General features: G+C 74.1%; 26 protein-coding genes. 16 read left to right on the top strand and 10 right to left on the bottom strand.

Annotated elements, in window-relative coordinates; translation table 11 throughout:
- Positions 1-429 precede the first annotated feature (429 nt).
- Positions 430-1,050 (bottom strand): DUF305 domain-containing protein, encoded by a 621-nt coding sequence (locus tag ACI791_RS02390; protein ID WP_456584565.1) that lies wholly within the window; start codon positions 1,048-1,050, stop codon positions 430-432.
- Between the two features lie 348 nt (positions 1,051-1,398).
- Here ACI791_RS02390 and ACI791_RS02385 point away from each other — a divergent pair, with 348 nt between their 5' ends.
- The 5 genes from ACI791_RS02385 (at position 1,399) to ACI791_RS02365 (ending at position 4,822) form a co-directional block, all read left to right on the top strand.
- Positions 1,399-1,848, top strand: a complete 450-nt coding sequence (locus tag ACI791_RS02385) for a DUF6153 family protein (RefSeq protein ID WP_456584564.1) — start codon at positions 1,399-1,401, stop codon at positions 1,846-1,848.
- An 81-nt stretch (positions 1,849-1,929) separates the two neighbouring features.
- Positions 1,930-2,541: a DUF305 domain-containing protein gene (locus tag ACI791_RS02380; RefSeq protein WP_456584563.1), complete on the top strand. Its 612-nt coding sequence runs from the start codon at positions 1,930-1,932 to the stop codon at positions 2,539-2,541.
- A gap of 136 nt (positions 2,542-2,677) precedes the next feature.
- Positions 2,678-3,580 carry a F510_1955 family glycosylhydrolase gene (locus ACI791_RS02375; protein WP_456584562.1) on the top strand — a complete coding sequence of 301 codons (903 nt, stop codon included), beginning with the start codon at positions 2,678-2,680 and terminating at the stop codon, positions 3,578-3,580.
- A 215-nt stretch (positions 3,581-3,795) separates the two neighbouring features.
- Positions 3,796-4,065: a heavy-metal-associated domain-containing protein gene (locus ACI791_RS02370; RefSeq protein ID WP_347059854.1), complete on the top strand. Its 270-nt coding sequence runs from the start codon at positions 3,796-3,798 to the stop codon at positions 4,063-4,065.
- A 517-nt stretch (positions 4,066-4,582) separates the two neighbouring features.
- Positions 4,583-4,822, top strand: a complete 240-nt coding sequence (locus tag ACI791_RS02365; protein ID WP_456584561.1) for a hypothetical protein — start codon at positions 4,583-4,585, stop codon at positions 4,820-4,822.
- A 186-nt stretch (positions 4,823-5,008) separates the two neighbouring features.
- On the opposite strand, the gene ACI791_RS02360 is transcribed toward ACI791_RS02365, so the two are convergent.
- Positions 5,009-5,416: a four-helix bundle copper-binding protein gene (locus tag ACI791_RS02360; protein ID WP_456584560.1), complete on the bottom strand. Its 408-nt coding sequence runs from the start codon at positions 5,414-5,416 to the stop codon at positions 5,009-5,011.
- Positions 5,417-5,534: 118 nt separating this feature from the next.
- On the opposite strand from ACI791_RS02360, the gene ACI791_RS02355 reads away from it, so the two are divergent.
- From ACI791_RS02355 to ACI791_RS02315, 9 genes are all read left to right on the top strand, one after another.
- Positions 5,535-5,912: an ArsR/SmtB family transcription factor gene (locus tag ACI791_RS02355; protein ID WP_347059857.1), complete on the top strand. Its 378-nt coding sequence runs from the start codon at positions 5,535-5,537 to the stop codon at positions 5,910-5,912.
- A gap of 167 nt (positions 5,913-6,079) precedes the next feature.
- Entirely contained in the window at positions 6,080-6,421 is a 342-nt protein-coding gene (locus tag ACI791_RS02350; RefSeq protein WP_347059858.1) for an NADH-quinone oxidoreductase subunit A, read from the top strand.
- A complete protein-coding gene (locus ACI791_RS02345; protein ID WP_456584559.1) occupies positions 6,412-7,638 on the top strand; it encodes a hypothetical protein in 1,227 nt (408 codons plus the stop codon). Before ACI791_RS02350 ends, ACI791_RS02345 begins: the two co-directional genes overlap by 10 nt.
- Entirely contained in the window at positions 7,631-8,569 is a 939-nt protein-coding gene (locus ACI791_RS02340) for a complex I subunit 1 family protein (RefSeq protein WP_456584558.1), read from the top strand. Before ACI791_RS02345 ends, ACI791_RS02340 begins: the two co-directional genes overlap by 8 nt.
- 10 nt (positions 8,570-8,579) lie before the next feature.
- Positions 8,580-9,161 carry an NADH-quinone oxidoreductase subunit J gene (locus ACI791_RS02335; RefSeq protein ID WP_456584557.1) on the top strand — a complete coding sequence of 194 codons (582 nt, stop codon included), beginning with the start codon at positions 8,580-8,582 and terminating at the stop codon, positions 9,159-9,161.
- Entirely contained in the window at positions 9,158-9,475 is a 318-nt protein-coding gene (locus ACI791_RS02330) for an NADH-quinone oxidoreductase subunit NuoK (RefSeq protein ID WP_456584556.1), read from the top strand. The genes ACI791_RS02335 and ACI791_RS02330 overlap by 4 nt, the downstream gene beginning before the upstream one ends.
- Positions 9,472-11,409 carry a proton-conducting transporter transmembrane domain-containing protein gene (locus ACI791_RS02325; RefSeq protein ID WP_456584555.1) on the top strand — a complete coding sequence of 646 codons (1,938 nt, stop codon included), beginning with the start codon at positions 9,472-9,474 and terminating at the stop codon, positions 11,407-11,409. The genes ACI791_RS02330 and ACI791_RS02325 overlap by 4 nt, the downstream gene beginning before the upstream one ends.
- Positions 11,406-13,028 (top strand): complex I subunit 4 family protein, encoded by a 1,623-nt coding sequence (locus tag ACI791_RS02320; RefSeq protein ID WP_456584554.1) that lies wholly within the window; start codon positions 11,406-11,408, stop codon positions 13,026-13,028. Before ACI791_RS02325 ends, ACI791_RS02320 begins: the two co-directional genes overlap by 4 nt.
- A 5-nt stretch (positions 13,029-13,033) precedes the next feature.
- Complete coding sequence (locus tag ACI791_RS02315; protein ID WP_456584553.1) at positions 13,034-14,497, top strand: NADH-quinone oxidoreductase subunit N; 1,464 nt, start codon at positions 13,034-13,036, stop codon at positions 14,495-14,497.
- A gap of 22 nt (positions 14,498-14,519) precedes the next feature.
- Here the strand turns inward: ACI791_RS02315 and ACI791_RS02310 are convergent, their stop codons facing one another.
- On the bottom strand, positions 14,520-14,789 hold the full coding sequence (locus tag ACI791_RS02310; protein WP_456584552.1) for a hypothetical protein: 270 nt from the start codon (positions 14,787-14,789) through the stop codon (positions 14,520-14,522).
- Positions 14,790-14,969: 180 nt separating this feature from the next.
- Between ACI791_RS02310 and ACI791_RS02305 the strand changes: the two genes are divergently transcribed.
- Complete coding sequence (locus ACI791_RS02305) at positions 14,970-15,902, top strand: cation diffusion facilitator family transporter (RefSeq protein ID WP_456584551.1); 933 nt, start codon at positions 14,970-14,972, stop codon at positions 15,900-15,902.
- A gap of 96 nt (positions 15,903-15,998) precedes the next feature.
- Here the strand turns inward: ACI791_RS02305 and ACI791_RS02300 are convergent, their stop codons facing one another.
- From ACI791_RS02300 to ACI791_RS02270, 7 genes are all read right to left on the bottom strand, one after another.
- Entirely contained in the window at positions 15,999-16,292 is a 294-nt protein-coding gene (locus ACI791_RS02300) for a hypothetical protein (RefSeq protein WP_456584550.1), read from the bottom strand.
- A 354-nt stretch (positions 16,293-16,646) separates the two neighbouring features.
- A complete protein-coding gene (locus tag ACI791_RS02295; RefSeq protein WP_456584549.1) occupies positions 16,647-17,300 on the bottom strand; it encodes a GNAT family N-acetyltransferase in 654 nt (217 codons plus the stop codon).
- A 269-nt stretch (positions 17,301-17,569) separates the two neighbouring features.
- Entirely contained in the window at positions 17,570-20,098 is a 2,529-nt protein-coding gene (locus ACI791_RS02290) for an FtsX-like permease family protein (RefSeq protein ID WP_456584548.1), read from the bottom strand.
- A 6-nt stretch (positions 20,099-20,104) separates the two neighbouring features.
- Complete coding sequence (locus tag ACI791_RS02285; protein ID WP_456584547.1) at positions 20,105-20,941, bottom strand: ABC transporter ATP-binding protein; 837 nt, start codon at positions 20,939-20,941, stop codon at positions 20,105-20,107.
- A gap of 36 nt (positions 20,942-20,977) precedes the next feature.
- Positions 20,978-21,100, bottom strand: a complete 123-nt coding sequence (locus tag ACI791_RS02280) for a hypothetical protein (RefSeq protein ID WP_456584546.1) — start codon at positions 21,098-21,100, stop codon at positions 20,978-20,980.
- 74 nt (positions 21,101-21,174) lie between these two features.
- On the bottom strand, positions 21,175-21,408 hold the full coding sequence (locus ACI791_RS02275; RefSeq protein ID WP_456584545.1) for a heavy-metal-associated domain-containing protein: 234 nt from the start codon (positions 21,406-21,408) through the stop codon (positions 21,175-21,177).
- Positions 21,409-21,505: 97 nt separating this feature from the next.
- The gene (locus tag ACI791_RS02270) at positions 21,506-22,888 is read right to left on the bottom strand and encodes an MFS transporter (protein ID WP_456584544.1); all 1,383 of its coding nucleotides are present in this window, start codon (positions 22,886-22,888) and stop codon (positions 21,506-21,508) included.
- Between the two features lie 281 nt (positions 22,889-23,169).
- On the opposite strand from ACI791_RS02270, the gene ACI791_RS02265 reads away from it, so the two are divergent.
- Positions 23,170-25,878, top strand: coding sequence for an AAA family ATPase (locus ACI791_RS02265; RefSeq protein ID WP_456584543.1), 2,709 nt, complete (start codon positions 23,170-23,172; stop codon positions 25,876-25,878).
- The last annotated feature ends 40 nt before the right edge of the window (positions 25,879-25,918 follow it).

Here is a 25,918-nt window from a genome sequence, read left to right as displayed (position 1 = left end):
CGGCACCGCACTAGCAGTGCTGGTGCTACCGATGTGTGTCGAACTGCCGCCGCTACGGGTTAGGGCAGGAGCGCGGTAGCGGACTGATGCGAGATGCAGCTGTCCGGCGCGCCGTCGGCCAACCGGGCGGTGGCCGGGTGGCGTTGCGCTGACTGAACCGGCGCGTGGAGGCCCAACTGCCTGGCTTCCGTCCACACCGAAGGAGCGGTCGCATGCGGTCGTGGCGCAGCGGCGCCATCTCCGAGTGCAGCAAGCTGCGCACCGTCGCCGCACCGACTGGTACGGCCGCGGCACCGCGCTGCTGCACGGCGCCGGCGCCGGCGGGAGCTCCGCCGGTCGCCAGCCGCGCTGACCCTCGCCGTCGATCCGCGGACGGCTCCCCGCGGGGCGGCCGCCCGCCTGACGGCGCCCCGGCCGCGCCTGCCCGGGTCAGCCCGCCGGGGGGCAGTCGCGCAGGGCGGAGCCTTCGAACTCCGGAACGGGCCGGGCCTGGGCCTCCTCGACGGTCTCGGTCTCCCCGTTTTCCTCGATGTCCTGGATCAGCCACTCCATCTCGGCGATCTCCCGCTCCTGGGCCCGGATGATCTCGACGGCCAGCTGGCACACGCGGACGTCGTCGATGTCGGCGCGCTCGGAGCGGGTGATGGCCAGCGAGTGGTGCGGGATCATCGCGCTCATCCAGTTGCGGTCGTCCACGGTGGCCTGGCTGCGGTCGAGGGCGATGCCGCCGCCCAGCAGCAGCAGGCTCGCCACCACGATCGCGATGTTGCCCTTGATGTTCTTGTACATGTTGAGCATCCAGGCGAGCATGACCAGCCCCATGGTGCCGCCCATGGTGAGCGCCATGAGCACGCGGCTCTCGCTGAACTGGACGTGGCTCCACTCCCAGGTGCCGGCGAACATGGTCCAGTACATGACCACCATGGCCGTCAGGATCATGGCGCCGAAGCGCAGGTACATCTTCGTCTGGTGCGACATGCCGCCGCCCCGACCGTCCCCGTGCTCCTGCCCGTGTCCGTGCTCCTCGTCCCTCTTCTGCGTCGATGCCATGGTCGGGTCTCCGTTCGCTCGTGCTCGGTGCAGGGATCGCATGCGGTGGCCCCCGCCTCCGCGCTCACGGGGACGCTGCGATCCGGGTGTAGCGGAGGGCTTCCACGCGCGGCGCCGAGGCCGCAGTGTGCAGGGGCCGATGCCGTGGACCGCCCGCATGCCCGTACGGTCATCCGGGTAAACCACATCGTCCGACGTCCTTCCACGGGGCGGGTGGCGGTACTGCGGCCTTCCGGCCGGTCGCAGCCGGGCTCGAGGGTGCCCCGGGAGCCGGTGTCCTGTCGTGGTGCGTCGAGGGATGCCCGGTGTGTCCGGGGGGCGTCGTACGGTGGTATGGAGGAGGTGGTCGTGGCGACCCGGCTTTGGACGGCGCTGCTGCTGCTGGCTGCCGTGTTCGCCATGCACGGGGTGCAGTGCGTGGCCTCGGACCCGGACATGGAGCACTGGTCCTCGTCGCTGGCAGCCGTCTCCTCCGTCGGTGGCCACACCGCGGCCGTCCACCTCACGGCCGCGGCCGGGACGCCCGACCGCTCCGACGTCGCAGCTGCGGACGGCGTGCGGGACGCGGCCGCTACCGCGTCCACCGGCCTGCCGGCGCCGTGGCACGACGCTCACGTCCTGGCCGTGTGTCTCGCCGTCCTGATCGCGGGGCTGATCGTCCTGGGCGCCGTGGCGCGCCTCCGTGGCAGGGCGATTCCGCTCGTCCGCGGGTCCCCTCGACGTGGCCGCCGGTTCACCGCGTGGTCGCTGCGGCCCCGGTCACCGGACCTCTCCGTCCTCTGCCTCCTGCGGATCTAGGCCGAACCGCTGCACCCCGGCAGCGCCCGCTGCTCCGGGGTTCCGCACGCATGCCTACATCCCGCAGGAATGGAGACCAGCATGACCCGCACCAGCATTCGCCTCGTCCGCCTCGCCGGTGGGCTGATGTCCGCCGTCGTCGCCCTCGCCGGCTGCTCGGACACCGCCGAGACGCCGGTCGCCGGCAGCAGCACGACCGACGAGAGCTCGGCCGACCAGAGCGCGGAGTTCAACGACGCCGACGTCACCTTCGCCCAGGGGATGATCCCGCACCACGAAGGCGCGCTCACGATGGCCGAGGCCGCCACGGACCGCGCCTCCGATCCCCGGGTCGTGGACCTGGCTGAGCGCATCGAAGCAGGCCAGGATCCGGAGATCGACCTGATGGCCGGCTGGCTGCAGGAGTGGGGTCAGCCGCTCGCGGAGGACTCCGGAGACATGGGCGGCATGGGTCACGGGTCCGAGGGCATGGGCCACATGGGCATGGAGAACATGCCGGCCGCCGGCCCGGAGTTCGATCGCATGTGGCTCGAAGCCATGATCGAGCACCACGAGGGCGCCGTCGAGATGGCGCGGACGGAGGTCGAGGACGGGCGCAACGCCGAGGCCGTCGACCTGGCCCGGCTGATCAGCGAGACGCAGACACAGGAGATCGAGGAGATGCAGCAGCTGCTCATCGAGCTGGGTGGCTGATCCTCTTCCGGGGGCGCGGTGCCGTGCGGGTGCCGCGCCCCACCTCCTCGACCTGGCGACGCCGGCCGGACGGCGGCTGCCGTGGCGGCGTCCTCACTGCAGCCGGGCCCTGGATCGACACGCAAGGAGCACATCCGTGACATCGCTTCCGAGGACCTTCCCTGCCCCGGGCTCTCGTCGACGACGGAGCGGGCCGGCCGTCCTCCTGACCGCCGCCGTCCTGCTGGTCGGCTGCACGTCCGGGACCCCGGAGACGGGGGCGGCCTCCTCGACCCTCTCCGCCACGTCGGCGCTCGAGATCAGCCACGTGCACGGAACCGGGGTCGATCCCGCCGACGGCACCCTGTTCCTCGCGACGCACGAGGGATTGTTCGAGGTGGCCGCTGGGGGACAGGCCGAGCTGGTCAGTCCCGTCATGGACCTGATGGGGTTCACGGTTGCCGGCCCCGGGCACTTCCTCGCCTCCGGTCACCCGGGCCCACGTGTCGACTTCCCCCAGCCGATGGGGCTGATCGAGTCGACCGACGGTGGCCGGACCTGGAGCGCGGTGTCCCGGCAGGGCCGGTCGGACTTCCACGCCCTCACCACCGGCGCAGCCGGCGTTCTCGGCTATGACGGCGCCCTGCTCCGCAGCAGCAACGGCCACGACTGGGAGAAACTGACCATCCCGGGCGAGCCGCACGGCCTGACGGCCGCGCCCGACACGGACCTGGTGCTCGCGACGACCGCGCAAGGGCTGCTCCGCTCCGCTGATGCCGGCAACACCTGGTCGGCCGTGGACGGCGCTCCGCTGCTCCAGGTCGTGGACTGGGCGGATGACGGCACGCGCGTGGCGGGGGTCGATCCCTCGGGCGTGACCTGGACCAGCAGCGACGGCGGCGTCTCCTGGGCGAGCGGCGCAGACCTGGGATCGCCCCCGCAGGCGGTGGCGGTGTCCTCCTCCGCGGATGAAGACCACCGCATCATCGTCGTGACCGCGGCAGCGGTGGTCACGTCCACGGACGGGGGTCGGACCTTCGAGGTGGTCCTGGAGCAGTAAGGGCGTGGCCTGGTAGGGCTGGGAGAAGGCCGGCAGGCCAGCCCCTCGCGCCCGGCGGGCATCCTCCCGGACTGGGGCGCGTGCCTGCCCATCCCGCCGTGATGGGCCTCGGGCGCCGACTGGCAGATACCCCCGGGGGGTAGTATCCTCGGTACGGGCGGCGCGCCATCCCGCCGCCCGTACGAGCATCGGCCACCAGCCGGAGAGGAAGCCCCATGAGCACCGCTACCTACACCGTCGTCGGCATGACCTGCGGTCATTGCGTCAACTCGGTCAGCGAGGAGGTGGGTCAGGTACCCGGCGTCACCCACGTGGACGTGGAGCTGGCTACCGGTGGGCTGACCGTCACCAGCGACAACGGGGTCGAGGACGCCGCGGTGCGCGCCGCTGTGGAGGAGGCCGGCTACCGGATCGCCGCACCCGTCCAGCAGCTGCCGCTGGCCGGCGGCGGTCAGCCGTCCGGATGCGGTTGCGGCTGCAGCTGACCGACCCAGAACTGGTTGTCGACGTGCCGTCACACTGGCCGGCCCCGGCGTCCGCCGAGTCGCCGGTGAGGGCTCTTCGGCGACTCGGCGGCGGTTGGCGGTGGCCGCGACGATCGGGCCCACCCCGGTCAGCTCGAGCAGGTCCGGCCGCCACGAGCGAACGGTGGTGCGGATTTCGCTCTCGTGGCCGGCGGCTTCGGCGTCCAGGACGCGGATGCGCCGGGCCAGTTCGCGCAGCACCGTCAGCGCGGTGAGGACCTCGATGTCCCCGCGGCTGGCCGCCGGGCGGAGCGCGGCGGCGGTGGTGATCACGGCGCGGGTGGTCTGGCCACGGAACCGGGTGCGAGCCAGCGCGTCGCGGGCGGCGCGCTCGGCGTCGATCGGATCGGACTTGGCCCCGGCCCGCCGGACGGGCCGCTTGGGTCGGTCCAGCTCCACGACCAGCTCGCCGGTGGTGGCGGGCCAGGCCGGCGCCGTAGCCACCGGTGCCTTCCATCGCCCAGGCTCGGAGCCCGGAGTGGGCCTCGGCCAGAACGACCAGTTCGGCGTAGCCGTCGGGGTCGGGGTCGGCGGGGACCATGGCTCGGGCCAGCACTGCGCCGGTGCGGGCATCGAGCACCGCGGCGGTGTGGGTCTGGCTGTGGGTGTCGACGCCGATGACGACCTCGACCAGTTCTGCCAGCATGGTCATGCGTTCTTCTCCTTGACCGGGGGACGCAGCAGGTCCCGGTCCGGTGCGGAGATGGCAGGACTGTGATGAGACACGCCAGCGCCAACTGGCGGTCGAGCTGTTGATCAGGCCAACGTCTCCGGCCGGGCCGGTGCCGGCAGCAGCGAACGGACAAGTCCGGCCAAAGGCACGAAGCGAGTCAGACGACGGGTCACGCTCACCGCTGCCGGCCGTCAGCCCATCAATGAGGAACCGACCCGGCCAGCCTCACAGTCAGCCGAGGGATGAGATGAGGTCGCGGCAGGCCGCCTCGCAGCGGCGGCAGGCCTCGGCGCAGACACGGCAGTGCTCGTGCATGTCGGCGTGCTGTGCGCACTCGTCGCCGCAGGCCTTGCACGCGGCGGCGCAGGCCTCGAGGACCGCCCGGGTGAGGTTGGCGTCGTAGCCGGTGTGGCGGGAGAGGACCCGGCCGGTGGTGTCGCAGATGTCGGCGCAGTCGGTGTTGGTGCGGATGCACTTGGTCAGCTCGGCGACCATGTCCTCGCTGAGGCAGGCGTCGGCGCACGCGGTGCACGCCTGGGCGCACTCGAAGCAGGCCTCGATGCACTCGAGGAGCTTCTGCTTGTCCACCCCGCCCAGGTCCTTCGGGTAGGTGTCGAGCATCTGGGCTGCCACGGTCATGGGTGCCTCCTCGGTGTTCCGGCGTCGGTCGGCCTGCGTGCCGTCCGAGACTCTCGCCGACAGATCGGGGGCTACCCGTAGGACCGTACGGGTATGAGCGGATCGGAGGTGTTTCTCGATGTCCGAACCTGACCATGCGCACCCGGTTGACCCCGAACGGGTCGCCCACGCCCGCACCCGACTTCCCGGCCGGGAGGAGACTGCTCAGCTCACCAGCGTGCTGAGCCTCATGGCCGACCCGACCCGGGCCCGGGTCCTCTTCGCCCTGGACATGGTCGAGGAGCTCTGCGTCGGCGATCTCGCGTTGGCGCTGGACGCGAACGAGGACGCTGTCGGCTACGCCCTCCGGCTGCTGCGTACGGCGGGCCTCGTGGCCAACCGGAAGCAAGGGCGCGTCGTCTACTACCGCTTGGCCGAAGGATTTCCCGAGCCGTTGCGGGACCACTGCCTCCGCCAGTTGGTCGTCCTCGCGAACGGGGCGCCGGAGGACGACTGACAGGGGTTGGTGGTGTTCGGTGCGATCGCTGAAGCGGAGGGTCATCGGCGCGCGAAGGCCCTCGGCCACATCTACAGTCAGCCATACCCGGACGGACGTCCGGATGTCTTTCCTGATCCACCCCCGACCGCTGCCGTCGAGGTCCCACGTGAGGGGAGGAGAGATCCATGGTCGCTCTGCTGTCGCTAGCGGCGCTTCTCGTGGCCGGCGTCGTCGGCATCTACGCCCTGTCGTCTGTGCTGAGGAGCGCGCGCGAGCCCGCAGCCGTGCTGCCGTACGAGTCGGGCCTGCTGCCGCAGCAGCACGCCGTCTCGCGATACCACACGCGGTGGTACGCGATCACGGTGCTCTTCCTCGCCTTCGACATGGAGATGGTCTTCATGTACCCGTGGGCGATCGTGGTCGCCGACATGGGTGCACAGGCCGTCGTCGAGATGTTCGGCTTCCTCGCGGTCCTGCTCGTCGGTGTCACCTACGTCTGGCGTGAAGGTGCGCTGCGATGGACCTGATCGCCCGGCTGCGGACCTGGGCGCTGTCCCGTCCCGGGGTGCTGCTCGTGGATGTCCCGGGCGAGACCACGCTCCGGTGGTCCGTCGAGGCCGAGCTGGACCGGCGCGGCTGGAGGCGCTCCCTGGCACCTGCGGATGCCGACATCCTGCTCCTCCTCGGTGAACCCGGACCGGAGCTCGCAGCGGCCGTCGACGTCCTGTGGAGCCAGGTTCCCGAACCGCGACACCGGATCGACGTGCACCGGGAGGGCGCCCTCGCCGCCGTTCTGGATGCGGCTCCGGGTGCGCTGCTCCGGCGCGCCGCAGGAGGTGTGTACGGAGACGAGCGGCCGTCGCCGACCTCGTTCCTCGGCAAGGACGAGGACGAGGACGAGGGCATGGACCACGGTGGTGGTCATGGGGGCATGGACCACGGTGGTGGTCATGGGGGCATGGACCACGGTGGTGGTCATGGGGGCATGGACCACGGTGGTGGTCATGAGGGCATGGACCACGGTGGTGGTCATGAGGGCATGGACCACGGTGGTGGTCATGAGGGCATGGACCACGGGGGTGGTTCCGAGGGCCACCACATGCGCCACGGTGGTGAGGTGGCCGGGCTGCCGATGGCCTCGACCGGCCCGGATCGCGACGGGCTGGAACTCGACGTCCTGAAGGTGGCGCTCGGGCCGGTGCTGCCAGGCTGGCCGACCGGTCTGGTGCTGCGGGGAGAACTGCAGGGGGACGTCCTCACCGCCGCCGAGTGCGCCTGGCTCGATGCCGACATGCTTCAGCCCCCGCGGCCGCACCCACACGCCCAGGCGTCGGCGCTGGACCGGCTGGCCCGGTTCCTCGATGTCGCGGGCTGGCCGACGGCCGCCCGGGACGCCCGCCGCGCCCGGGACGGGCTGCTCGCCGGGACCGATCCCGGGCGGGCGCAGCGGCTCGCGCAGGCCGTGGCGCGGCGGGTGCGCCGGTCGCGAACCCTGTCGTGGACGGCCGGTGGCATCGGGCGGATCGCGCCGGAGCACGGTGCCGGTGAGAGCGTCCTCGACCGCGTCCGGCGCTGGTGCGACGTGGCGTCGGGGCACCCGGTCGACGACCGGCCCCTGACGTCGCTGGACGAGGTCGCGGCTCTCGTGGCGGGCGCGGAGATCGGAAGCGCTCGCCTGATCGTGGCCAGCCTGGACGTCGTCCCAGTGCCGGCCCAGTCGGCGCCGGAGCACGCACATGCCTGAGCAGACCCTGGCGGGCGCGTGGGGACTGGCGCCGGCGGTTCTCGGCGTCGTGGTCGTCGGCCTGTTCCTCGGGCTCCTGGTGGCGGCCGTCGACCGCGCCGTGGTCGCCGGCGCGCCCAGGGGCGCTGTCGAGCCGTTCCGCTCGAGCGCCCGTCTGCTGGTCGAGCAGCGGCGGACCACGCTCGCCCCGGACCGGCTGCTGTGGCGGCTCGGCTGTGCAGCGGTGCCGGTCCTGGCGCTGCTGTCGCTGGCCGTCGTCCCGATCGGCGGGCGGACGCTGTGGTCGACCAGCGCCGACCTCGTGTGGTTCAACGCCATGGAGGCGCTGCTGTGGGCCGCGGTCTGGCTGATCGGCTGGGGCCCGAACGCCGTCCACGCCCTGACCGGCGGCTACCGGTTCCTCGCCCAAGGACTGGCCTACGAACTACCGCTGATGTTCGCCCTCATCACGGCCGGCCTGGCAGCCGGGTCACTGCGGACGACGGACATCCTCGCCACCCAGCAGGGCCTGTGGTTCGTGGTGACCATGCCTGTCGCCTTCGTGGTCTTCGTCGCCGGCGCCGCGGCCTTCGCCTTCTGGGGACCGTTCGCCGCGCCCGCAGCACCGGATATCGCCGGCGGAGTGACCTCGGAGCTGTCCGGGGTGGACCGGCTGCTGGTCGAGGCCGGCCGGGCGGTGTTCCTGGGCGCGACCGGTGCCATGGCGGCCGCGTTGTTCCTCGGCGGCGACGCCGGACCCTGGCTGCCCGGTCCGGTGTGGCACCTGCTCAAAACGCTCGCTGTCGTCTCGGCGCTCGTGTGGATCGGCCGACGGTTGCCCGTGCTGCGACCGGACCGGACGGTCGAGGTGGGGTGGATGGTGCTGGTGCCGCTCACGCTGGTGCAGGCGCTGGTCGTCGCCGTTCTCGTGCTGACCGGGTTCTACGCGTGAGGAGGACACGATGCTGACCGCCCTCTCCGGCTGGGCGATCGCCGCGGTGGCAGTGCTCGGCGTGCTGTCGGTGACCTCGGGCATCGCGGTGTTCGTGGTGGACTCGATGGCCCGGGCGACGTTCGCGCTGCTCGCCTCGTTCCTGGCCGTCGCCGGTGTCCTGCTGGCCTTCGACCTGGTCTACCTGGCCGTGGTGACGGCGCTGATGATGACCATCGAGATGGCCATCATGGCCGTCTTCATGGTCGCGTTCATGATGAACCCGGCCGGGCTCATGCCGATGACGATGGTGCACAACACGAAGGGCTCGGCCATCGTCGGTGCCGGTGCCTTCGTCGTCCTGACCGCCGGGATCTGGACGGTCGACTGGCCGACCCGCTCCGGACAGCTGCCCGCGGACAGCACCCGGCAGCTCGGCGAGGCGATCATGGGCAGTCACATGCTGGTCATGCTGCTGATCGGCATCGCCTTGTTCGCCACGATCCTGGCCGGCACGGTGCTGGCGACCGCGCGGGGGCGCTACGACCGCTTCGGCGCCGACCTGGCCGCCGCACGGCCGGACGACCCGGTGCCCGGGGGGCTGCCCCGGTGACCGCGGTCGTGGTGCTCCAGATCGTGCTGACCGTGGCCGCCGGCCTGGTCGGGGTCGGGCTGTTCGGCGCGCTGTCCCAGCAGTCGATCGTCATGGTCATGATGGGCCTGGAACTCGTGCTCAACGGAGTGCTGCTGGCCGGCGGCGCGGCCTGGTACTTCCTCGAGCCCGGGCTGCCCGACGCGCAGGTGCTCGTCGTCGTCGCCCTGGTCGTCATGGCCGTGGAGATGGCGATGGGCTTCGCCGTCACCGTCGCCATCTACCGCGCCCGGCAGGTGGACATGGTGGACATGGCCACGGACCTGCGCGGATGACCGCCGCCCTCGCCGCCGTGGTGCTGCTGCCCGCAGTAGGCGGGGCCGGCCTGCTGGTCAGCGGACGGCGGGCCGACCACGTCGCCGGGCCGCTCGCCGTCGGTGTCACCGGGCTCGCCGTCGTGCTCGCCGCTGTGGTGGCGGCCGGCCGGCCGAGCGTCTCGATGCCGTTCCTGGGCATCGTCGACGGCGGGGACCTGCGCCTGGTCGTCGACGGCCTGTCCGCAGTGCTCGTGGTGCTGGTCGCGGGGATCGCCCTGCTGGTCACCGTCTTCGCCGTCGCGGACCTGCCTGCCGCTGCCGCCCGGGCCCGCTTCTTCGGGTTCGAGCTGCTGTTCCTCGCCGCCATGCTGGCGACCGTCACCGCGGCGACGCTGCCGGCCCTGCTGCTGGCGTGGGAGGTGATGGGCGCGACGTCCTACGCGCTGATCGGCTTCCGGTGGGACCAGCCAGGCAAGCTCGCCGCCGGCACCCGGGCGTTCGTCACCACCCGCGCCGGTGACCTCGGGCTGTACGTGGCGGCGGGGGCCGCGCTGGCCGCCACCGGCAGCCTGGTCCTGGCCGACCTCGGCACCGCGGACGGCGGCTGGGCAGACCTCGCCGCGGCCGGCGTGCTCGTGGCCGCACTCGGCAAGTCGGCGCAGCTGCCCTTCTCGGCCTGGCTCTCGGCCGCCATGCAGGGCCCCAGCCCGGTCAGCGCGCTGCTGCACTCAGCGACCATGGTCGCCGCCGGCGGCTACCTGCTCCTCCGCATGCAACCGCTGCTGGCCGCGACCGGCTGGGCGGCCGCGGCCGCGGCATGGGCGGGGGCGCTGACCGCGCTGCTGCTGGGTGCGGTGGCCGTCGCGCAGACGGACCTCAAGCAGCTGCTGGCCGCCAGCACCGCTGCCCAGATCGGCTTCGTCGTTCTCGCCGCCGGGGTCGGCGCCACCGCCGGCGGCACCGCGCAGCTGGTGGCGCACGCCGCGGTCAAGGCCGGACTGTTCGTCGCCGCGGGGGCGTGGCTGACCGCGCTGGGCACCAAGCAGCTGGCCGGCCTGCGCGGTGCCGCCCGGCGGTACCCGGGGATCGGAGCGGCGGCCACCGTGGCGGCGCTGGCCCTGGCCGGCGTCCCACCCCTCTCGCTGTGGGCGACCAAGGACGAGGTCCTCGCGGGCGTCGAGGGGACGGCGCTGGCCGTCGTCGGACTCGCCGCCGCGGTGCTCTCGGCCGTCTACGCCGGGAAGATCCTGGCCGTCGTCCTGGCCCGGCCCACGGGGGAGGAGCTGCTCGACGAGGAGCAACCGGGGACCCGCCGGATCCCGCTGCCGACCCGGACGGCAACCGGCGTCCTCGCGGTGTTCGCCGCGGGGCTCGGTGTCCTCGCCCTGCCGTCCGTGGCGGAGGCCCTGAAGACGGTGCTGGACGCGGAGGAGGAGCCGTCTCCCGCGCTCGGGGACCTGCTCTTGTCCGGCGGGCTCGCCGGAACGGCGCTGGCGCTCACCGTCCTCGTGAGCCGGGCCCGGCCGGCGCTCGGCCGGGCCGTCGAGTGGAGTGCCCTGTCCTCCTGGGCAGGGCTCGGTCACGTGCTCTCGCCCCGGCCGGCCCTGGCGGTGGCCCGGGTGCTGGCCGCCGTCGACGACCGCGGCATCGACCGGGCCGTCCGTGCCGTCGGCTCCGCTGCCCGGCAGGTGGCCCGGCTGGTCGCCCGGGCCGACGACGGCGGCATCGACCGGGCGGTCACCGCTGTCGCCGCCGGGACCCGGCGGGTGGCGGCGGCCTCGGAACGCACCGACGCGGGCCTCGTGGACGGCGCCGTCCGGGCGACCGCACGGGCGTTCGGCCGCGCGGGCAGCGCCGCCCGACGCCCGCAGACCGGGTTCCTGCACCAGTACTACGCCCAGGCCGTCGCCGGTCTCGGGTTCCTGCTCGTCCTCCTGCTCGTGGTGAGGTGACCGTGCTGCTGACCGTCGTGATCTTCCTGCCGCTCCTGGCGGCGGGCGTGCTGCTGTCGGCACCCCGGCTGCGTGGCCGTGCCGCGATCGGGGTGTGGGTGGCCGCCTCCGCCGTGGACCTGGTGCTGGTGGCCTGGATGTGGTGGCGCTTCGAGACGGGCGAGGGTGCCTCCGGCGTCGTCGACGGTCTGGCCTACGAGGCGGATGTGCAGTGGATCCCCACCGTCGACGCCGGCTACCACGTCGGCGTGGACGGGCTGTCGCTGCCGCTGCTGGCGCTGACCGGCGTGCTCTTCCTGGCCTGCGCCGTCTACTCGCTGCGGGAGCCGGACCGGCCGCGGACCTACGCCGCGCTGTTCCTGTTCCTGCAAACCGCGTGCCTGGGCGCCTTCGCCTCGCTGGACCTCATCCTGTTCTTCGTCTTCTTCGACCTGACGATCGTCGGGATGTACTTCGTCATCGCCGGCTGGGGGCACGGCAACGCCCGGCGTAGCGCCCTGAAGTTCTTCCTCTACACCTTCGTCGGTTCGCTGGCCCTGCTGGTCGGCTTCATCGGCCTGTTCCTCGGCAGCGAGCAGCGCACCTTCGACATGGTGGCGCTGGCCGCCGACCCGCCGCTGGCGGACTCCCCGGTGGCCGGCGGCCTGGTGCTGCTGGCGATCGGGCTGGGCCTGGCGGTGAAGACGCCGCTGTTCCCCTTCCACACCTGGCTGCCCGACGCGCACACCGACGCCCCCGCCGCCGGTTCGGCGGTCCTCGCCGGCATCCTGCTGAAACTCGGCACGTACGGGTTCGTGCGGATCGCCATGCCGATCCTGCCCGTGACCTGGCAGCGCTGGGCGATGGTCGTCGTCGTGGTCGGCGTCATCAGCGTCCTGTGGGGCGCCTTCGTCGCGCTGGCCCAGACCGAGGTGAAGCGGATGATCGCCTACACCTCGGTGAACCACATGGGCTATGTCCTGCTCGGTCTGGGCGCGGCCGGCCTGGTGGCCTCCGCCGACGAGGAGGCGCGGACCGTGGCCACGGTAGGCGCGATGTACCAGATGGTCAGTCACGGCCTCCTCACCGGCGCCCTGTTCCTGCTCAGTGGATGGCTGTGGTCCCGCGGGCACACCTACGCCTTCGACCGGTGGGGCGGACTGGCCCGTCCGGCACCCGTGTTCGCCGCCTGCCTCGCGGTGGCCGCGTTCGGCTCCCTTGGCCTGCCCGGGTTCTCCGGGTTCATCGCCGAGTTCCAGGTGTTCACCGGGGCCCTCCAGGCCGCGCCGGTGGCCACGGTGATCGCCGTCGTCGGCATCCTGGTCACCGCCGGGCTGTTCCTGCTCGCCCTGCAGCGGCTGCTCACCGGCGACACCGTCGCCCCGGGCGAGACGGGCGTCGATCGAGGGGCGGACGGCGACCAGGCCGGGGAGGGACCGGCTCCGGCGCGGGCGGGCGGCACCACGGCCGTCGTCACCGAAGCCCGGACGGCGCCCCGGATCGGCGACCTGCGCGGCCACGAGCTGCTCTCGATCGCCCCGCTGCTCGTGCTCGCGGTGGTCCTCGGGCTGTTCCCCCGCGTCCTGCTCGACGTCCTCGAGCCGGCCGCGGCGGCGGTGGTGGAGCTGGTGGCCCGGTGACGGGCATGTCCGGCGGCACGGAGGCGTGGCCGGCGCTGCTGCCGGAGGCGCTCCTCCTGCTCGGCGCGGTCGGCGGGCTGCTGCTCGGGCTGTGGACACCTCAGCAGGCGCAGTGGCGGGTGCGGCTGCTGGTCACCGCGGCCTGCCTGGCCAGCGCGGCCGCCGCGGCCCTTGCGCTGTCGCGCCCCGCCGAGCGGGTGTTCGAGGGCACGTGGGTCGTGGACACCACCACCGGCGTCGTCCGCATCGTCGTCGCCCTCGGTGTGGCGGTCCTCGTCTGGCTGGCCGCACCGTCGGTGGCCGGCCATCCGCGGGAGACCGAGGCCTACGTGCTGATGCTCCTCGGCGGGCTCGGCACCGTCGCGCTGGCGGCCGGCGGCGACCTGCTCCTGCTGGTCGGTGCCTACCTGCTGGCCAGCGTCCCGCTCTACGCGTTGGCCGGTTTCGCCAAGGACGCCGCCGGCACCGAGGCGACGATGAAGTACTACCTCATGGGTGCCTTCGCCGGCGTGCTCCTGCTGGTCGGCGTCGCCGCGCTGGTGCTGGCATCCGGCACCACCGGCTACCCCGAGCTGGCCACCGCGCTTCCGGAGGCGCCCCCCGCGCTCCTGGCCATCGGAGTCCTCGGTGTGCTCGCCGGGGTGGCGTTCAAGGCCGGCGCCGTCCCCGTCCACTTCTGGGTGCCCGACGTCACGGCCGGGACGACACCCCCGATGGCCGCCTACATCACCACCATTCCCAAGATCGGCGCCGTCGCGGCCGCCTTCCGCCTGGTCGCCGAGCCGTTCGCCGATCTGCCCGTCGACGTCCCGCTGCTCGTGGCCGTCCTCGCGGCGGCCAGCATGACGCTGGGGAACCTCGCCGCGTTCGCCCAGACCGACGTCCTGCGGCTGCTCGCCTACTCCACGGTGAGCCAGGTCGGCTACCTGTTCATGGTCGTCGCTGTGGCCGGCCGCACCGATCTCGACGTCCCGGCCCTGGCCGTCTACCTGGCCGGCTACGCGGTGACCAACATCGGTGCCTTCGCCGCGATCGCGGCCACCCCGGCGGCCCGCACGATCACCGACTGGGCCACGGCCGTGGGGCCGCACCGCTGGCTGGTGGGGAGCCTCGTGGTGTGCCTGCTGGGGTTGGTCGGGACCCCGCCGACGGCGGTCTTCGTGGGCAAGCTCGCCGTCTTCGCCGCCACCTGGGACGGCGCGCTCCCGTGGCTGGTCGTCCTGGCCGCGGTGAACACCGTCGCCAGCCTCTTCTACTACCTGCGCTGGATCGCACCCGCGTTCTCGGGGGTGGCCCTCGCACCGGTCCCGGCGGAGGGACCGGTGGGCAGCGGTCCCCGCACCGCGGCCGGGACGGCGCAGGCAGTCCGGGCCGCACCGGTGGTGATCCTCCACGCTGCAGCGGCCGGATCGGTGGTGCTCGGCCTCGGCGCCGGGGTGTGGCTCAGCCTGGCGTCCGGCGGGGTGTGAGGGGCGGAGCCGGACCGTGCGATCAGATCGTCGAGGAGCCCGGACCGGTGGTGGCCAGCCGAGACCCCAACCAGATCCTCACGACGTCCCACGCTCCGGTGACCAGCAGCATGCCCAGGAGGAGGTAGCCAGGGACCAGCGGCAGCACGCATGGCGGGGCGATGCTGATCAGCCCGACGAGCGCGAGCAGCAGCGAGCCGTCGATGACGGCGCCCAGGTCTCCCACGGCTCGGCCCTCGCCCAGCAGCTTGTCGAGGGCAGCGCGCAGGTCGTCCTCGGGGACCACCGACACGCACACCGCGCCTTCGAGTCGCGGTCGAGCAGGATGGTGGAGGGCACCACGTCGGCAGGAAAGCCGCGGAAGGCCAGAGCGACCTCGCCGCGTGGGTCGAACGGCGACGGGTAGGTGGCGCCGACCGCTTCGACGCTTCACTCCCGTAGCTCACGTCACCGCCGAGGAAAGGAGCGCCGGATGAGCGCCGGGCACGACCACGTGGACGCGCACGGTGGGGCAGGCGCCGACCGCAGACGCCTGCTCATCGTGCTCGCCCTCACCGCGACCGTGCTCGTCCTGCAGCTGGTCGGCGCGGTGGTGTCGGGCTCCCTGGCGCTGGCCGCCGACGCCGCGCACGCCGCCACCGACGCCGCCGGCCTGGTCATCGCACTGCTCGCGGCGACCCTGGCGCTGCGCCCGGCCACAGCCCGGCGCACCTGGGGATACCGGCGCGCCGAGGTGCTGGGCGCCACCCTGCAGGCCGCGGTCCTGCTCGCCGTCGGGAGCTGGATCTGCATCGAGGCCGTCGGCCGCTTGTTCGAGCCGGCCGAGGTCGCCTCGACCTCCGTGCTCGTCTTCGGCGCCCTCGGCCTGGCGGCCAACGTCGTCGGCATCCTGGTGCTCACCCGCGGCGGCGCCCGCGACGGCAGCGTCAACATGCGCGCGGCGCTGCTCGAGGTCGTGAACGACGCGCTGGGCTCGGTCGCGGTGCTGGTCGCCGCCGCCATCATCGCGCTCACCGGCTGGCAGCAGGCCGACGCGATCGCCTCGCTGGTGATCGTCGCGCTCATCGTGCCACGCACCTTGAAGCTGCTGCGTGAGACGGTGTCGGTGCTGCTCGAGAGCACCCCACCGGGGCTGGACCTGGACGCCGTCCGCACCCACCTGCTCGCCCAGCCGCACGTTCTGGGCGTCCACGATTTGCACGCCTCCCAGATCACCACCGGGCTGCCGGTGTTGACCGCCCACGTCGTCGTCGAGGACTCCTGCTTCTACGACGGGCACGCCCCACGGGTGCTGGACCGGCTGCAGGCATGCCTGGCCGAGAACTTCGACATGAGCGTCGAGCACTCCACCTTCCAGCTCGAAGCCGCCGCGCACGCCGATCACGAGCTCGCCGCCCACGGCTGACTGACATGTGCGGGCCGGTCACCGTCGACCAACCTGTACGGGCTCGACCTCACCGACCGACCACGGCCTGCGGCTGCTGCTCGCAGGCCTGCGAGCTCAGCTGTCACCCGTCGACGACGGTCCGGGCCGGTCGACGCTGGTAGCCGGGGTGGCGACCCGGTGGAGCAGCGGCTGCTCCGGCTTCTGCACGAGGCGCGACGCGGTCGCCGGCGGGTGCTTCGGCCAGAGGGTGCAGGGCAGGGGCCAGGCCAGCGCCCAGATGATCAACCCCGCGGTCAGACCGTTGATCCAGCCGGTCAGGTGCGCGGTGCGGGCCGGGTCGTCGACTGCGAGGACGGCCAGGCCGAGCAGGCCGCAGGCCACGCCCCACCAGCGAGCGCTCGGGCCCACAGCTTCCACTCGTGGCGGGCGCGTGCCTGCCCGTTCGGCGGCCGGCGGACCGGGGGCGAGCCGCCGGCGAAGCGGTGGGCGAAGCGCTGGTCGGCCCACCGCAGGGTGGTCGACCCGAACGCCACGGAGAAGCCGATGTAGGCGGCGGCGAACCCGTGCGCGGCACCGGCCGCGCTGGCCGAGCGGAGGTCCAGGACGGAGGCGACAGCAGGATGAGGTCGATCACCGGGGCGCCGGCCAGCAGGATCGCGCTGGTGCGGCGCAGGCGGAGAACGTAGCGGGCCACCAGGCCGGCGCCGAGCAGGCACCAGAGGCCGACCTCGCACACCACGATGAGCGCGATCAGGAAGGCGTTCACCCGACGGGCTCCGCTCCGACCGCCGTCCCGGTCGCGCCAGGCTCCGTACCGGCAGGGAGTGGCGCACGGTGCATCAGCCAGGTGCGCGGGCCACCGTCGGGCAGGTCGACGACGTCGGTCACCGTGAAGCCGAGGCGCTGGTAGAAGCGCACGTTGCGAGCCGCGCTGGTCTCCAGGTGCACTGGGATCCGGTCCCGGTCGGCTCGGGACAGCCCTGGTGCCAGGGCAGCCGCGCCCAGGCCGCGCCCCTGCTGGGGTCGGGCCACGCCGACGCCGGCCAGCAGCAGGTGCTCGCCGACGGGCCGGTGCGGGACGAGCACGGCATCGGCCGCGTCGGTCGCGGCGGCGCGGTCGCCGGCCAGGTCGGCGACCGCCGGCCCGATCTCGCGCCACACCTGACGGGGGACGGCGGTGCCGGGGATCCAGACGGCGACCGTCGTCAGGCCCTCGGCGGTGCAGCCGAGGTCGACGTGCCCGTACGGCAGGGCGACGGCGGTGAGGTACAGCTCCTGCAGTGCGGTCAGCCGCCGGTCGTGGTCGTCGGCGGCGACGGTCCAGCGGGTCCAGGGGTAGTCGGTGAAGGCGTCGGCGAGGATCCCGGCCGCAGCGGGGAGCTCGCCGGCCGTGGCACGGCGCAGCTGCAGGCTCATCGCTCCTCCGCGTGCGGTTCGGTCGGTGCGAGGTGGCTGCAGGCCGCGGGAGTCCGGACGGCGGGCTCCTCGGGCCGCGGATTCGCGCCCAGGCGGCGGTAGACGGATCGCGTGGGGCGGGGGCGTCGTGGCGGGGGCGCTGCCGTCGGACGCGGGCGGGTGGGTCATGGTCGCCTCCCTGGGGTGGCGCGAAGTGGGTAGAGGGTGGACGGGCCGCGGTGGAGCGGTGCCGGCGCGGGCCCGCGTGCAGCCGGGCCGGCGCCGGGTGGTCACCGGGTGGCGATGGCGGTGAGCACGTCGAGCCGGGCGGCGCGGCGGGCGGGCAGCAGACCGGCGGCCAGGCCGGCGAGCATCGCGGCGGCGACCATGACCAGCAGGTGACCGACGGGGACCCTCAGCACGAACGGGTCGTCCGCGGACGATCCGGCCAGGGTGGCCGCGGCCAGGACGAGACCGAGACCGACGCCCACGATCGCGGCGACGGCGGCGATCAGCGCCGCCTCGGCGCGGATCATCCGCGACAGCTGCGCGCGGGTCATGCCGACTGCCCGCAGCAGGCCGATCTCGCGGGTCCGCTCGACGATGGACAGTGCCAGGGCGTTGGTGATGCCCAGCAGCGCGATGAGGACCGCGAAGCCGAGCAGCACGGTGATCAGCCCGAGTATCTGGTCGACGGCTGCGGCGCGGCCGGCCGCGGCCTCCGCCTGGTCGAGGACCTCGGCGTTGGGGAAGTCGGCGACCGCCGTCCGCAGCGCCGTGCGTGCGTCGGCCGGGTCGGTGCCGTCGACGAGGGCGACGTAGACGGTGGCGTCGACGTCCTCGCTGAAGTGGGCGGCGTAGGTGTCCAGTGAGATGACGTAGCTGGTGGACAGCGCCCGGGCCGAGTCGTCGGCCATCAGCCCGACCACCTGCAACCGCTGCTCGCCGTCGCGCGGGAAGGTCAGTGCGAGGGTGTCGCCGACGGCGAGGTCCCGCTCGGCGGCGACGCCGTCGGCCACCACGATCCCGCCGCGATCGAGGGCGGCCAGGTCACCGGCGGTCATCTCGATGTCGGCGACGTCGGGCAGGGTGGCCGGGTCCACCGCGGTCAGCGCGCTGGTCGTGCCGGCGTCCAGCCAGTGGCCGTAGCGAACGGAGGAGACGACGGCGACCTCGGGCAGGGCGGCGACGCGGGCGGCGACCTCCGGGGAGAGGCCGCCGAGCATCTCATCGCGGCTGCTCTGCACGAGCAGATCAGCGGTGATCGCCTCACCGGTGGTCGCGCCGATCGCCTTCACCGAGCTGCCGAGCACCGTGACGAAGCCGATCAGCGCCAGGCCGAGGGCAAGGGCCATCGCGGTGGCCGCGGTGCGCCGCGGATTGCGCACCGCGGACTCCCGGGCCAGCTGCCCGGGCACGCCGAGGCGGGTCAGCGGCCGGCCGACCGCGCTCGCCAGCCGCGGCGTCAGCACCGGGGCGAGCACGACGAGGCCGGTCAGCAGCAGCACTGCGCCGACGGCGACGCCGGCGATGTCGCGCAGCAGCGCGGCGGTGAGGAGCCCCGCCAGGCCGAGTCCGGCGGCCGTCCAGCCGGTGACCAGCCGGGCGCGGCGGGGCCGGACGGCTGCCGGGTCGGAGGCCCGCATGGCTTCCACCGGGGCGGTGCGGGCTGCGCGGCGGGCCGGGCCGAGCACCGCCAGGAGCGTGATCAGCGTGCCGGCGGCGAGGCCGATGACGACGGTGCGGGCGGTGACGGTCAGCGGCCCGTCGGGCAGCGCCAGCCCGGCGCTGGAGGCCAGCCCCCGCAGGGCGTAGGCGGCGCCGACGCCGGCGGCGGTGCCTCCCGCGGCGCCGGTGACGCCGACGAGCAGGGCCTCGCCGAGCACGGAGGCGAACACCTGCCGGCCGGTGGCCCCTGCGGCACGGAGCAGCGCCAGCTCCCCGGCGCGCTGGGTGAGCACGATGCCGAAGGTGTTGGCGATCAGGAACGCGCCGACGACGAGACCGGCGGCGGCCAGGGCCAGCAGCACGATGCGCAGGTAGTAGATGCTCTCCTTGGCCGCGTCGGCGCTGGCGGCGGCGGCGTCCTGGGCGTTGCTGACGGCGTAGTCCTCGCCGAGGGCGGCGGCCAGATCCCGGCGCAGATCGGTCACGGCGACGTCGTCGGCGGCGAGCACGTCGACCGAGGTGACGCCGGTACCGAGGCCGAGCAGCGCCTGCCCGGTGGGCAGGTCGAGGAGCACCACGGTGCTGCCGGCCAGCCCGTCGCCGTCGCCCACGCCGGTCAGGCCGACGACGCGCAGCTGTGCGCTGGCGGTCGCTGACACGGTGACGGTGTCGCCGAGGTCGATGCCGTGCTCGGCGGCGGTGGCCGCGTCCAGCACGACCTCTCCGTTCCCGGCCGGAGCGCGCCCGGCGCGCAGCGCGTAGGCGGTGAACGGGGCCTCGGCCCAGGTGCCGAGGATGGTCGGCCCGGCCGGTGCGACGGCCTGCCCGTCGACCTGCAGCTGCCCGGGCCCGGTGGCGACCGCCCGGACCCGCTCGACACCGGGGGTGGCGGCGATCCGGTCGGCGAGGTCGGCCGGAAGCGGGTCGCGCTCGACCTCGACACCCATCGCGGCATCGAAGGCGGCGGCACCGCGGACGGTGAGGTCGACGCCGGCGGCCGTGGTGCGGAACTGGTCGTCGAGCAGCCGGCTGCTGGTGTCGGTGAGCACGAGGCTGCCGGCCGCGAACGCGACGCCGAGGGCGACGGCCAGCCAGGTCAGCGCGAGACGGGAGCGGTGCGCGAGCGCGTTGGCGAGGGCGAGTCGGAACATCTCGGCTCACGCCCCCACTCGCCGGTCGAGGCCGGCCATGCGGGCGAGCACGGTGTCGGCCGTGGGGTCGGGGAGCTCGTCGACGACGCGTCCGTCGGCGAGGAAGACGACGCGGTCGGCGGAGGCGGCGGCGACCGGGTCGTGGGTGACCATGACGATCGTCTGGCCCAGTGCGCGGGTGGCGTTGCGCAGGAATGACAGCAGCGCGGCGCCGGCGCGCGAGTCGAGGTTGCCGGTCGGCTCGTCGGCGAAGACCAGCTCCGGGCGGGCGATCAGCGCCCTGCCGACGGCGACCCGCTGCTGCTGCCCGCCGGACAGCTGCGCGGGGCGGTGGTCGAGCCGATCACCCAGCCCGAGCATCGCCACCAGCTCCGCCTGCCACGCCGGGTCGGGCCGCTTGCCGGCGAGGGTGAGCGGCAGGGCGATGTTCTCCGCGGCGGTCAGGGCCGGGATCAGGTTGAACGCCTGGAAGACGAAGCCCAGCCGCTCGCGGCGCAGCAGGGTGCGGTCGCGCTCGGACAGGGTGGTCAGGTCGGTGTCGCCGAGCAGGACGCAACCGGAGTCGACGCGGTCCAGTCCGGCGAGGGCGTGCACCAGGGTGGACTTGCCCGACCCGGACGGGCCCATGACGGCGGTGAACTTCCCGGCGGGGATCGCGACCGAGGCGCCGTCCAGGGCTCGGACGGCAGCCTCGCCCCGGCCGTAGGTCTTCACCAGGTCGATGGCACGGGCGGCGATCGGCGGCCCGTTCCTCCTCGCCGCCGCGGTGGCGGGGGAGGGGGTCGCGGTCGGCTCTGCGGGGGCGGGCCGCGGATGCGGCGGAAGGAGGGGGCGGGCGGGCACGGCGTCTCCTGGGTGGGGCGAGGTGGTCGCGGGCGGTCAGCGGGTGCGGCGGCGGCGCGGGGAGCGGGCCTCGGCCGTCCGGGTGAGCCGGTAGAGGCGGGCGTCGCGGAGCAGCTCGGCCTGGCGGGCGCGGAAGAGCTCCTGGTAGAACAGGTGCACGGCGGTGTCCTCTCGTGGGTGTGCGCATCAGGGATGCCGGCGGCGGAACATCGCGTGCTCCTGCCGCCGGGAGGTCAGGGCAGGACGCGGTAGCCGGCCGCCTCGATCGCGGAGGCGATGTCGGCGCGGTCGACCGGTCGGGCGGCGGTGACGGTGGCCAGGCCGCTGGCCAGGTCTACGGTCACGGTGTCGACGCCGTCGACGGTGGCGATCTCGGTGGTGACCGCTTCGCGGCAGCGCTCGCAGGTCATCCCGGTGACGGCGAAGGTGGTGGCGCCGATGAACGTGCGGGGCGTGCCGGACAGCATGAGAACTCCTCGACGAGCAGCTGGTGGTGCCTTCGGTGATGAGAGTCGACGCGGAGGTGGGTGCTTCTCGCCGGGGAAATCGCCGGGATCTGCTGGGTCAGCGGCCATGGGCGCCGTGGCCGTGCGCGCCGTGGCCGCTGGTGCCGGCCGTCGGCCCGCCGCCGGGAACGGCGAGCGCGGTGAGCACGAACAGCGCGGCTAGGACGGCGGCGGTGACGGCGAATGCCCGCCCGTAGCCGTCGATGAGGCCGGCGGAGGTGGCGAGGTCGCCGGCGACGGCGGTGAGCGCGGCCACGCCCAGCGCGGCGCCGATCTCGTGGCCGGTCATCATCAGGCCCGAGGCCAGCCCGGCGCGCTCGGCGGGCACGTCGCTCATGGCGGCGACGGCGATGGCGACGAACATCGGGCCGACGCCGGCACCGATGAGCAGGAATCCGGGCAGCACGTCGGCGGCGTAGGTGGTGCCGCCGGCGCCTGCGGCCAGCAGCAGCACCCCGGCGGCCATCACGACCAGCCCACCGAGAATGAGGGTGCGGGCGCCGAGGTGGCCGATGACCGCCGACGCGGCGGCGGCGGCCAGGGTGATGGCGGCGGCCAGCGGCAGGAACTGCAGCCCGGCGACGACCGGGGAAGAACCGACGAGGGCCTGCAGGTACAGCGAGGTCAGGAAGATGGCGCCGACCACCACACCGGTCACGCCGGCCATCACCGCCGAGGCCGAGACGAGCGACCGCATCCGCCACGTGGACGGGGGCACCAACGGGTCGGCGGCGCGCCGCTCGAGCCGGGCGAACGCGATCAGCAGGACCGTGGCGGCGGTCAGCGCCAGCCAGGTGCGCGGCGCGGCCCAGCCGGCCGAGCGGGTGGCCTCGATGCCGAACACCAGGGCCAGCAGCCCGAACACCAGGGTGAGCGCGCCGGGCACGTCCAGGCGGCGCAGCGCGCCGGTCCTCGAGTCGCCGCGGGCCACGGTCCGCAGGGTGCCGAGAACGACGGCGATGCCGATCGGCACGTTGATGAAGAACACCGCCCGCCAGCTCAGCGCGCTGGTCAGCGCCCCGCCGAACAGCACACCGGCGGCGATGCCGAGGCTGCCGACGGTGCCCCACACCGCGAGTGCGGTCTGCCGCTGCTTGCCGGCGTAGTACGTCGTGATGATCGACAGCGCGGCCGGCGTGAGCAGCGCGGCGCCCGCCCCCTGCGCCGCCCGGGCCAGGATGAGCGTGAGCGGTGTCTGTGCCAGGCCGCTGACCAGCGAGGCGGCGGTGAACAAGGCGATGCCGGCGAGGAACGCGCCGCGCCGATCGAGCAGGTCGGCGATGCGGCCGCCGAGCAGCAGCAGGCCGCCCGACAGCAGCACGTAGGCGCTGATGGTCCACTGGTGGTCCGCGGCCGACAGCTGCAGGGACTCGCCGATCGACGGCAGGGCCACGTTCACCACCGACACGTCCAGGACGACCATGAACTGGGCGGCGATCATGAACGCGAACACCGTCCACGGCCGACGCGGCTCGTCTGGGACCGGCGACGGCTGGCCCGACGCGTGGGAACCCGGGAGGGCGTCCGCGTGGACGGGGGCGTGCTGGTGTCCGTGGGTGCGGGCCGCCGGTGCGGCGGCGTGGTGGGCCGACATGGCTCCTCCTCGAGGTGGGTCAGCAGGTCTGGCTCCCACGCTCGTCACCGCCACGATCACTCACGCCGGGAAAACCACCAGGTTCGTGATCTCGGGACCTGACCGCTGCGGTCGGTACGGTTCCGGTCGTGCTGGCCGGACGGGATGTCGAGCGGGCGGCGATCGCTGCGCTGCTCGACGCCGCCCGCGCCGGGGCCGGCGGGTCCCTGGTGGTCCGCGGCGTGGCCGGGTCCGGTAAGTCGGCGCTGCTGGCCGACGCGGTCACCGCCGCCTCCGGTATGCGGGTGCTGCGTACCTCGGGGGTGGAGTCGGAGTCCCCGCTGGCGTTCGCCGCGCTGCAGCGGCTGCTGTGGCCGCTGCGGTCCCGGATCGACGCACTGCCGGAGCCGCAGGCCGCGGCGCTGCGCGCGGCGCTGGGCGAGGCGACCGGTGAGGGCGACCGGTTCCTGGCGTTCCTGGGCACCCTGAGCCTGCTCGCCGACGCCGCCGAGGAGGCTCCGGTGCTGGCCGTCGTCGACGACGCGCACTGGCTGGATGACGCCTCCGCCGCGGCGCTGCTGTTCACCGCCCGCCGGCTGCAGGCCGAGCGGGTCGCGCTGCTGTTCGCCGCCCGCGACGGCGAGGCCTACGGCTTCGAGGCGCCCGATCTGCCCACCGCCGCTCTCGGCGGCGTGATCGGAACCGACGCCGACACGTTGCTGACCGCGCGGGGCGGCGGAACGGTCGACCCGGCGGTGCGCGACCGGCTGGTGGCCGCCACGGGCGGCAACCCGCTCGCCCTGGGAGAGCTCGCCGCCGTCCTCACCGGCGACCAGCTGGCCGGGCGGGCCCCGCTGCCGGAGCCGCTGCCGCTGACCGGCGGGGTCGAGCGGGGATTCCTCGACCGGGTCCGGCGCCTGAGCGACCCGGCCCAGTGGCTTCTGCTGCTGGCCGCAGCAGATGACACCGGCCGGCTGACCGTCGTCCGCGACGCCGCAACCGGTCTCGACGCCGCCGACGACGCCCTGGACGAGGTCGAGCGGATCGGTCTCGTGCGCGTCGACGGGGACACCCTCGCGCTGTACCACCCGCTGGTGCGCTCGGCGGTGTACCGGGCGGCCACCAGCGCGCAGCGCCGCGCCGCGCACCGGGCGCTGGCCGGCGTCCTCGGCGGCGACCCCGACCGGCGTGCCTGGCACCTGGCCGCCGCCGCCGACCGGCCCGACGACTCGGTGGTCACCGCGCTGGACGGCGTGGCCGAACGCGCCGCCGCCCGCGGTGGCCACGAGGCCGCCTCCGCCGCCTGGTCCCGGGCCGCCGAGCTCACCGTCGACAGCGACGCCCGCGGTCGGCGGCTGTTCGCCGCCGCCTCCTCGGCCTGGCTGGGCGCACACCCGTCGCGGGCTGCGGCGCTCGCGGAGGCCGCCGCCGCAGTCGACTGCTCCGACCCGCTGCTGCGCGCCCGGCTGTTCACGTTGCGGGGGCAGATCGAGTGGAACACCCGTTCGATCAACGACGGCTACGACCTCATCCTGCAAGCCGCCGAGGCCGCCGCCGGCGTGGACGAGGCGATGCACCACCAGCTGGTGATGCTCGCCGCCGCCTTGTCGGCGTTCGGCGCCCGATCACCGCGTCCGGCACCCCTGGTGGCCGAGCCTGCACTCGACGCGCCGCCGCGAGCGCGGGCCGCCTGGGCTCTGCAGCGCGGGTACGCCGCCGTCGCCGGACAGGACTGGGCGACCGCTGCGCAGTGCTTCCGGTGCGCCTTCACCCTGACCGACCCCGAACCCCCCGACGACCACGTGCTGCAGCCCAACCTCGGTATCGCAGCGATGCTGGTCGGCGACGACGAGCGCGGACTGCGGCTGCACGAGGAGCAGCTGACCGCTGCCCGCCGCGCGGGGGCGCTCAGCATGGTGGAGCACGCCCTCACCCGCGGCTTCTACTTCCAGATCGCGACGGGGGCATGGGCGAAGGCCGCCGCCGCGGCGGCGGAGGCGCTGCCGCTGGCGGCCAGCACCGGTCACGTCGGGCTGGCCGCGTTGCCGACCGCCGAGCTGGCGCTGGTCGCGGCGCTCCGCGGGGACGACGGGGCCGACGGTCGCCTCGCCGAGCTGGCCGTCATCCGAGATTCACATCCGGTCGGGATCACCGACGGCCTCGCCGTCGACCTCGCGCACTGGACCCAGGCGCTTCGGGCCGCGCAGCAGCCCGCCACCGCGGTGCACCACCTGACCCAGATCCGCGGGGCGGCGCTGCGCCGCATGGCCGCCCCCGATCTGTTCGACGCTGCCGTCCGCGGTGGCCTCGAGGAGGTCGCGCGCGCGTGGCTGGCCGAGCTCGACGCCTTCGCCGCCGGCACGGGCCTCCCCGCCGCGGTTGCCGTCGCGGCGCACGGCCGTGCGCTGCTGACCGACGGCTCCGAGGCTGAGGAGCACTTCCAGCGTGCCCTCGCCGCACACGGGGAATCGGCACGAGCGCCCGACCGGGCCCGGACCCACCTGGCCTACGGCGAGTACCTGCGGCGCGCCCGCCGGCGGGTCGACGCGCGCGAGCACCTGCGAGCGGCCCTCACCGTCTTCGAAGAGCTCGGCGCGGTGCCCCTCGCCGAACGCGCCGCCCAGGAGCTGCGTGCCTCCGGGCAGACCGCCCGCCGTCGCGACGTCACCACCGCCACCCAGCTGACCGCACAGGAACGCCAGGTCGCCGCTCTCGTCCGCCGCGGCCTGTCGAACCGGGACGCCGCCGCGCAGCTGTTCGTCTCGCCCCGCACCGTCGACTTCCACCTGCGCAACGTGTTCAGCAAGCTCGGCGTGGCCTCCCGCGCGGAGCTCGCCGCGCTTCCGCTCGAACTCTGACCCGCTCGGCCGCCGCTCCGGCCCCGGCGGCCGACCTGGC

This window comes from Blastococcus sp. SYSU DS0973, assembly GCF_054051055.1.
The sequence above is the reverse complement of the archived record's forward strand: the minus strand, read 5'-3'. Positions and strand labels throughout refer to the sequence as shown.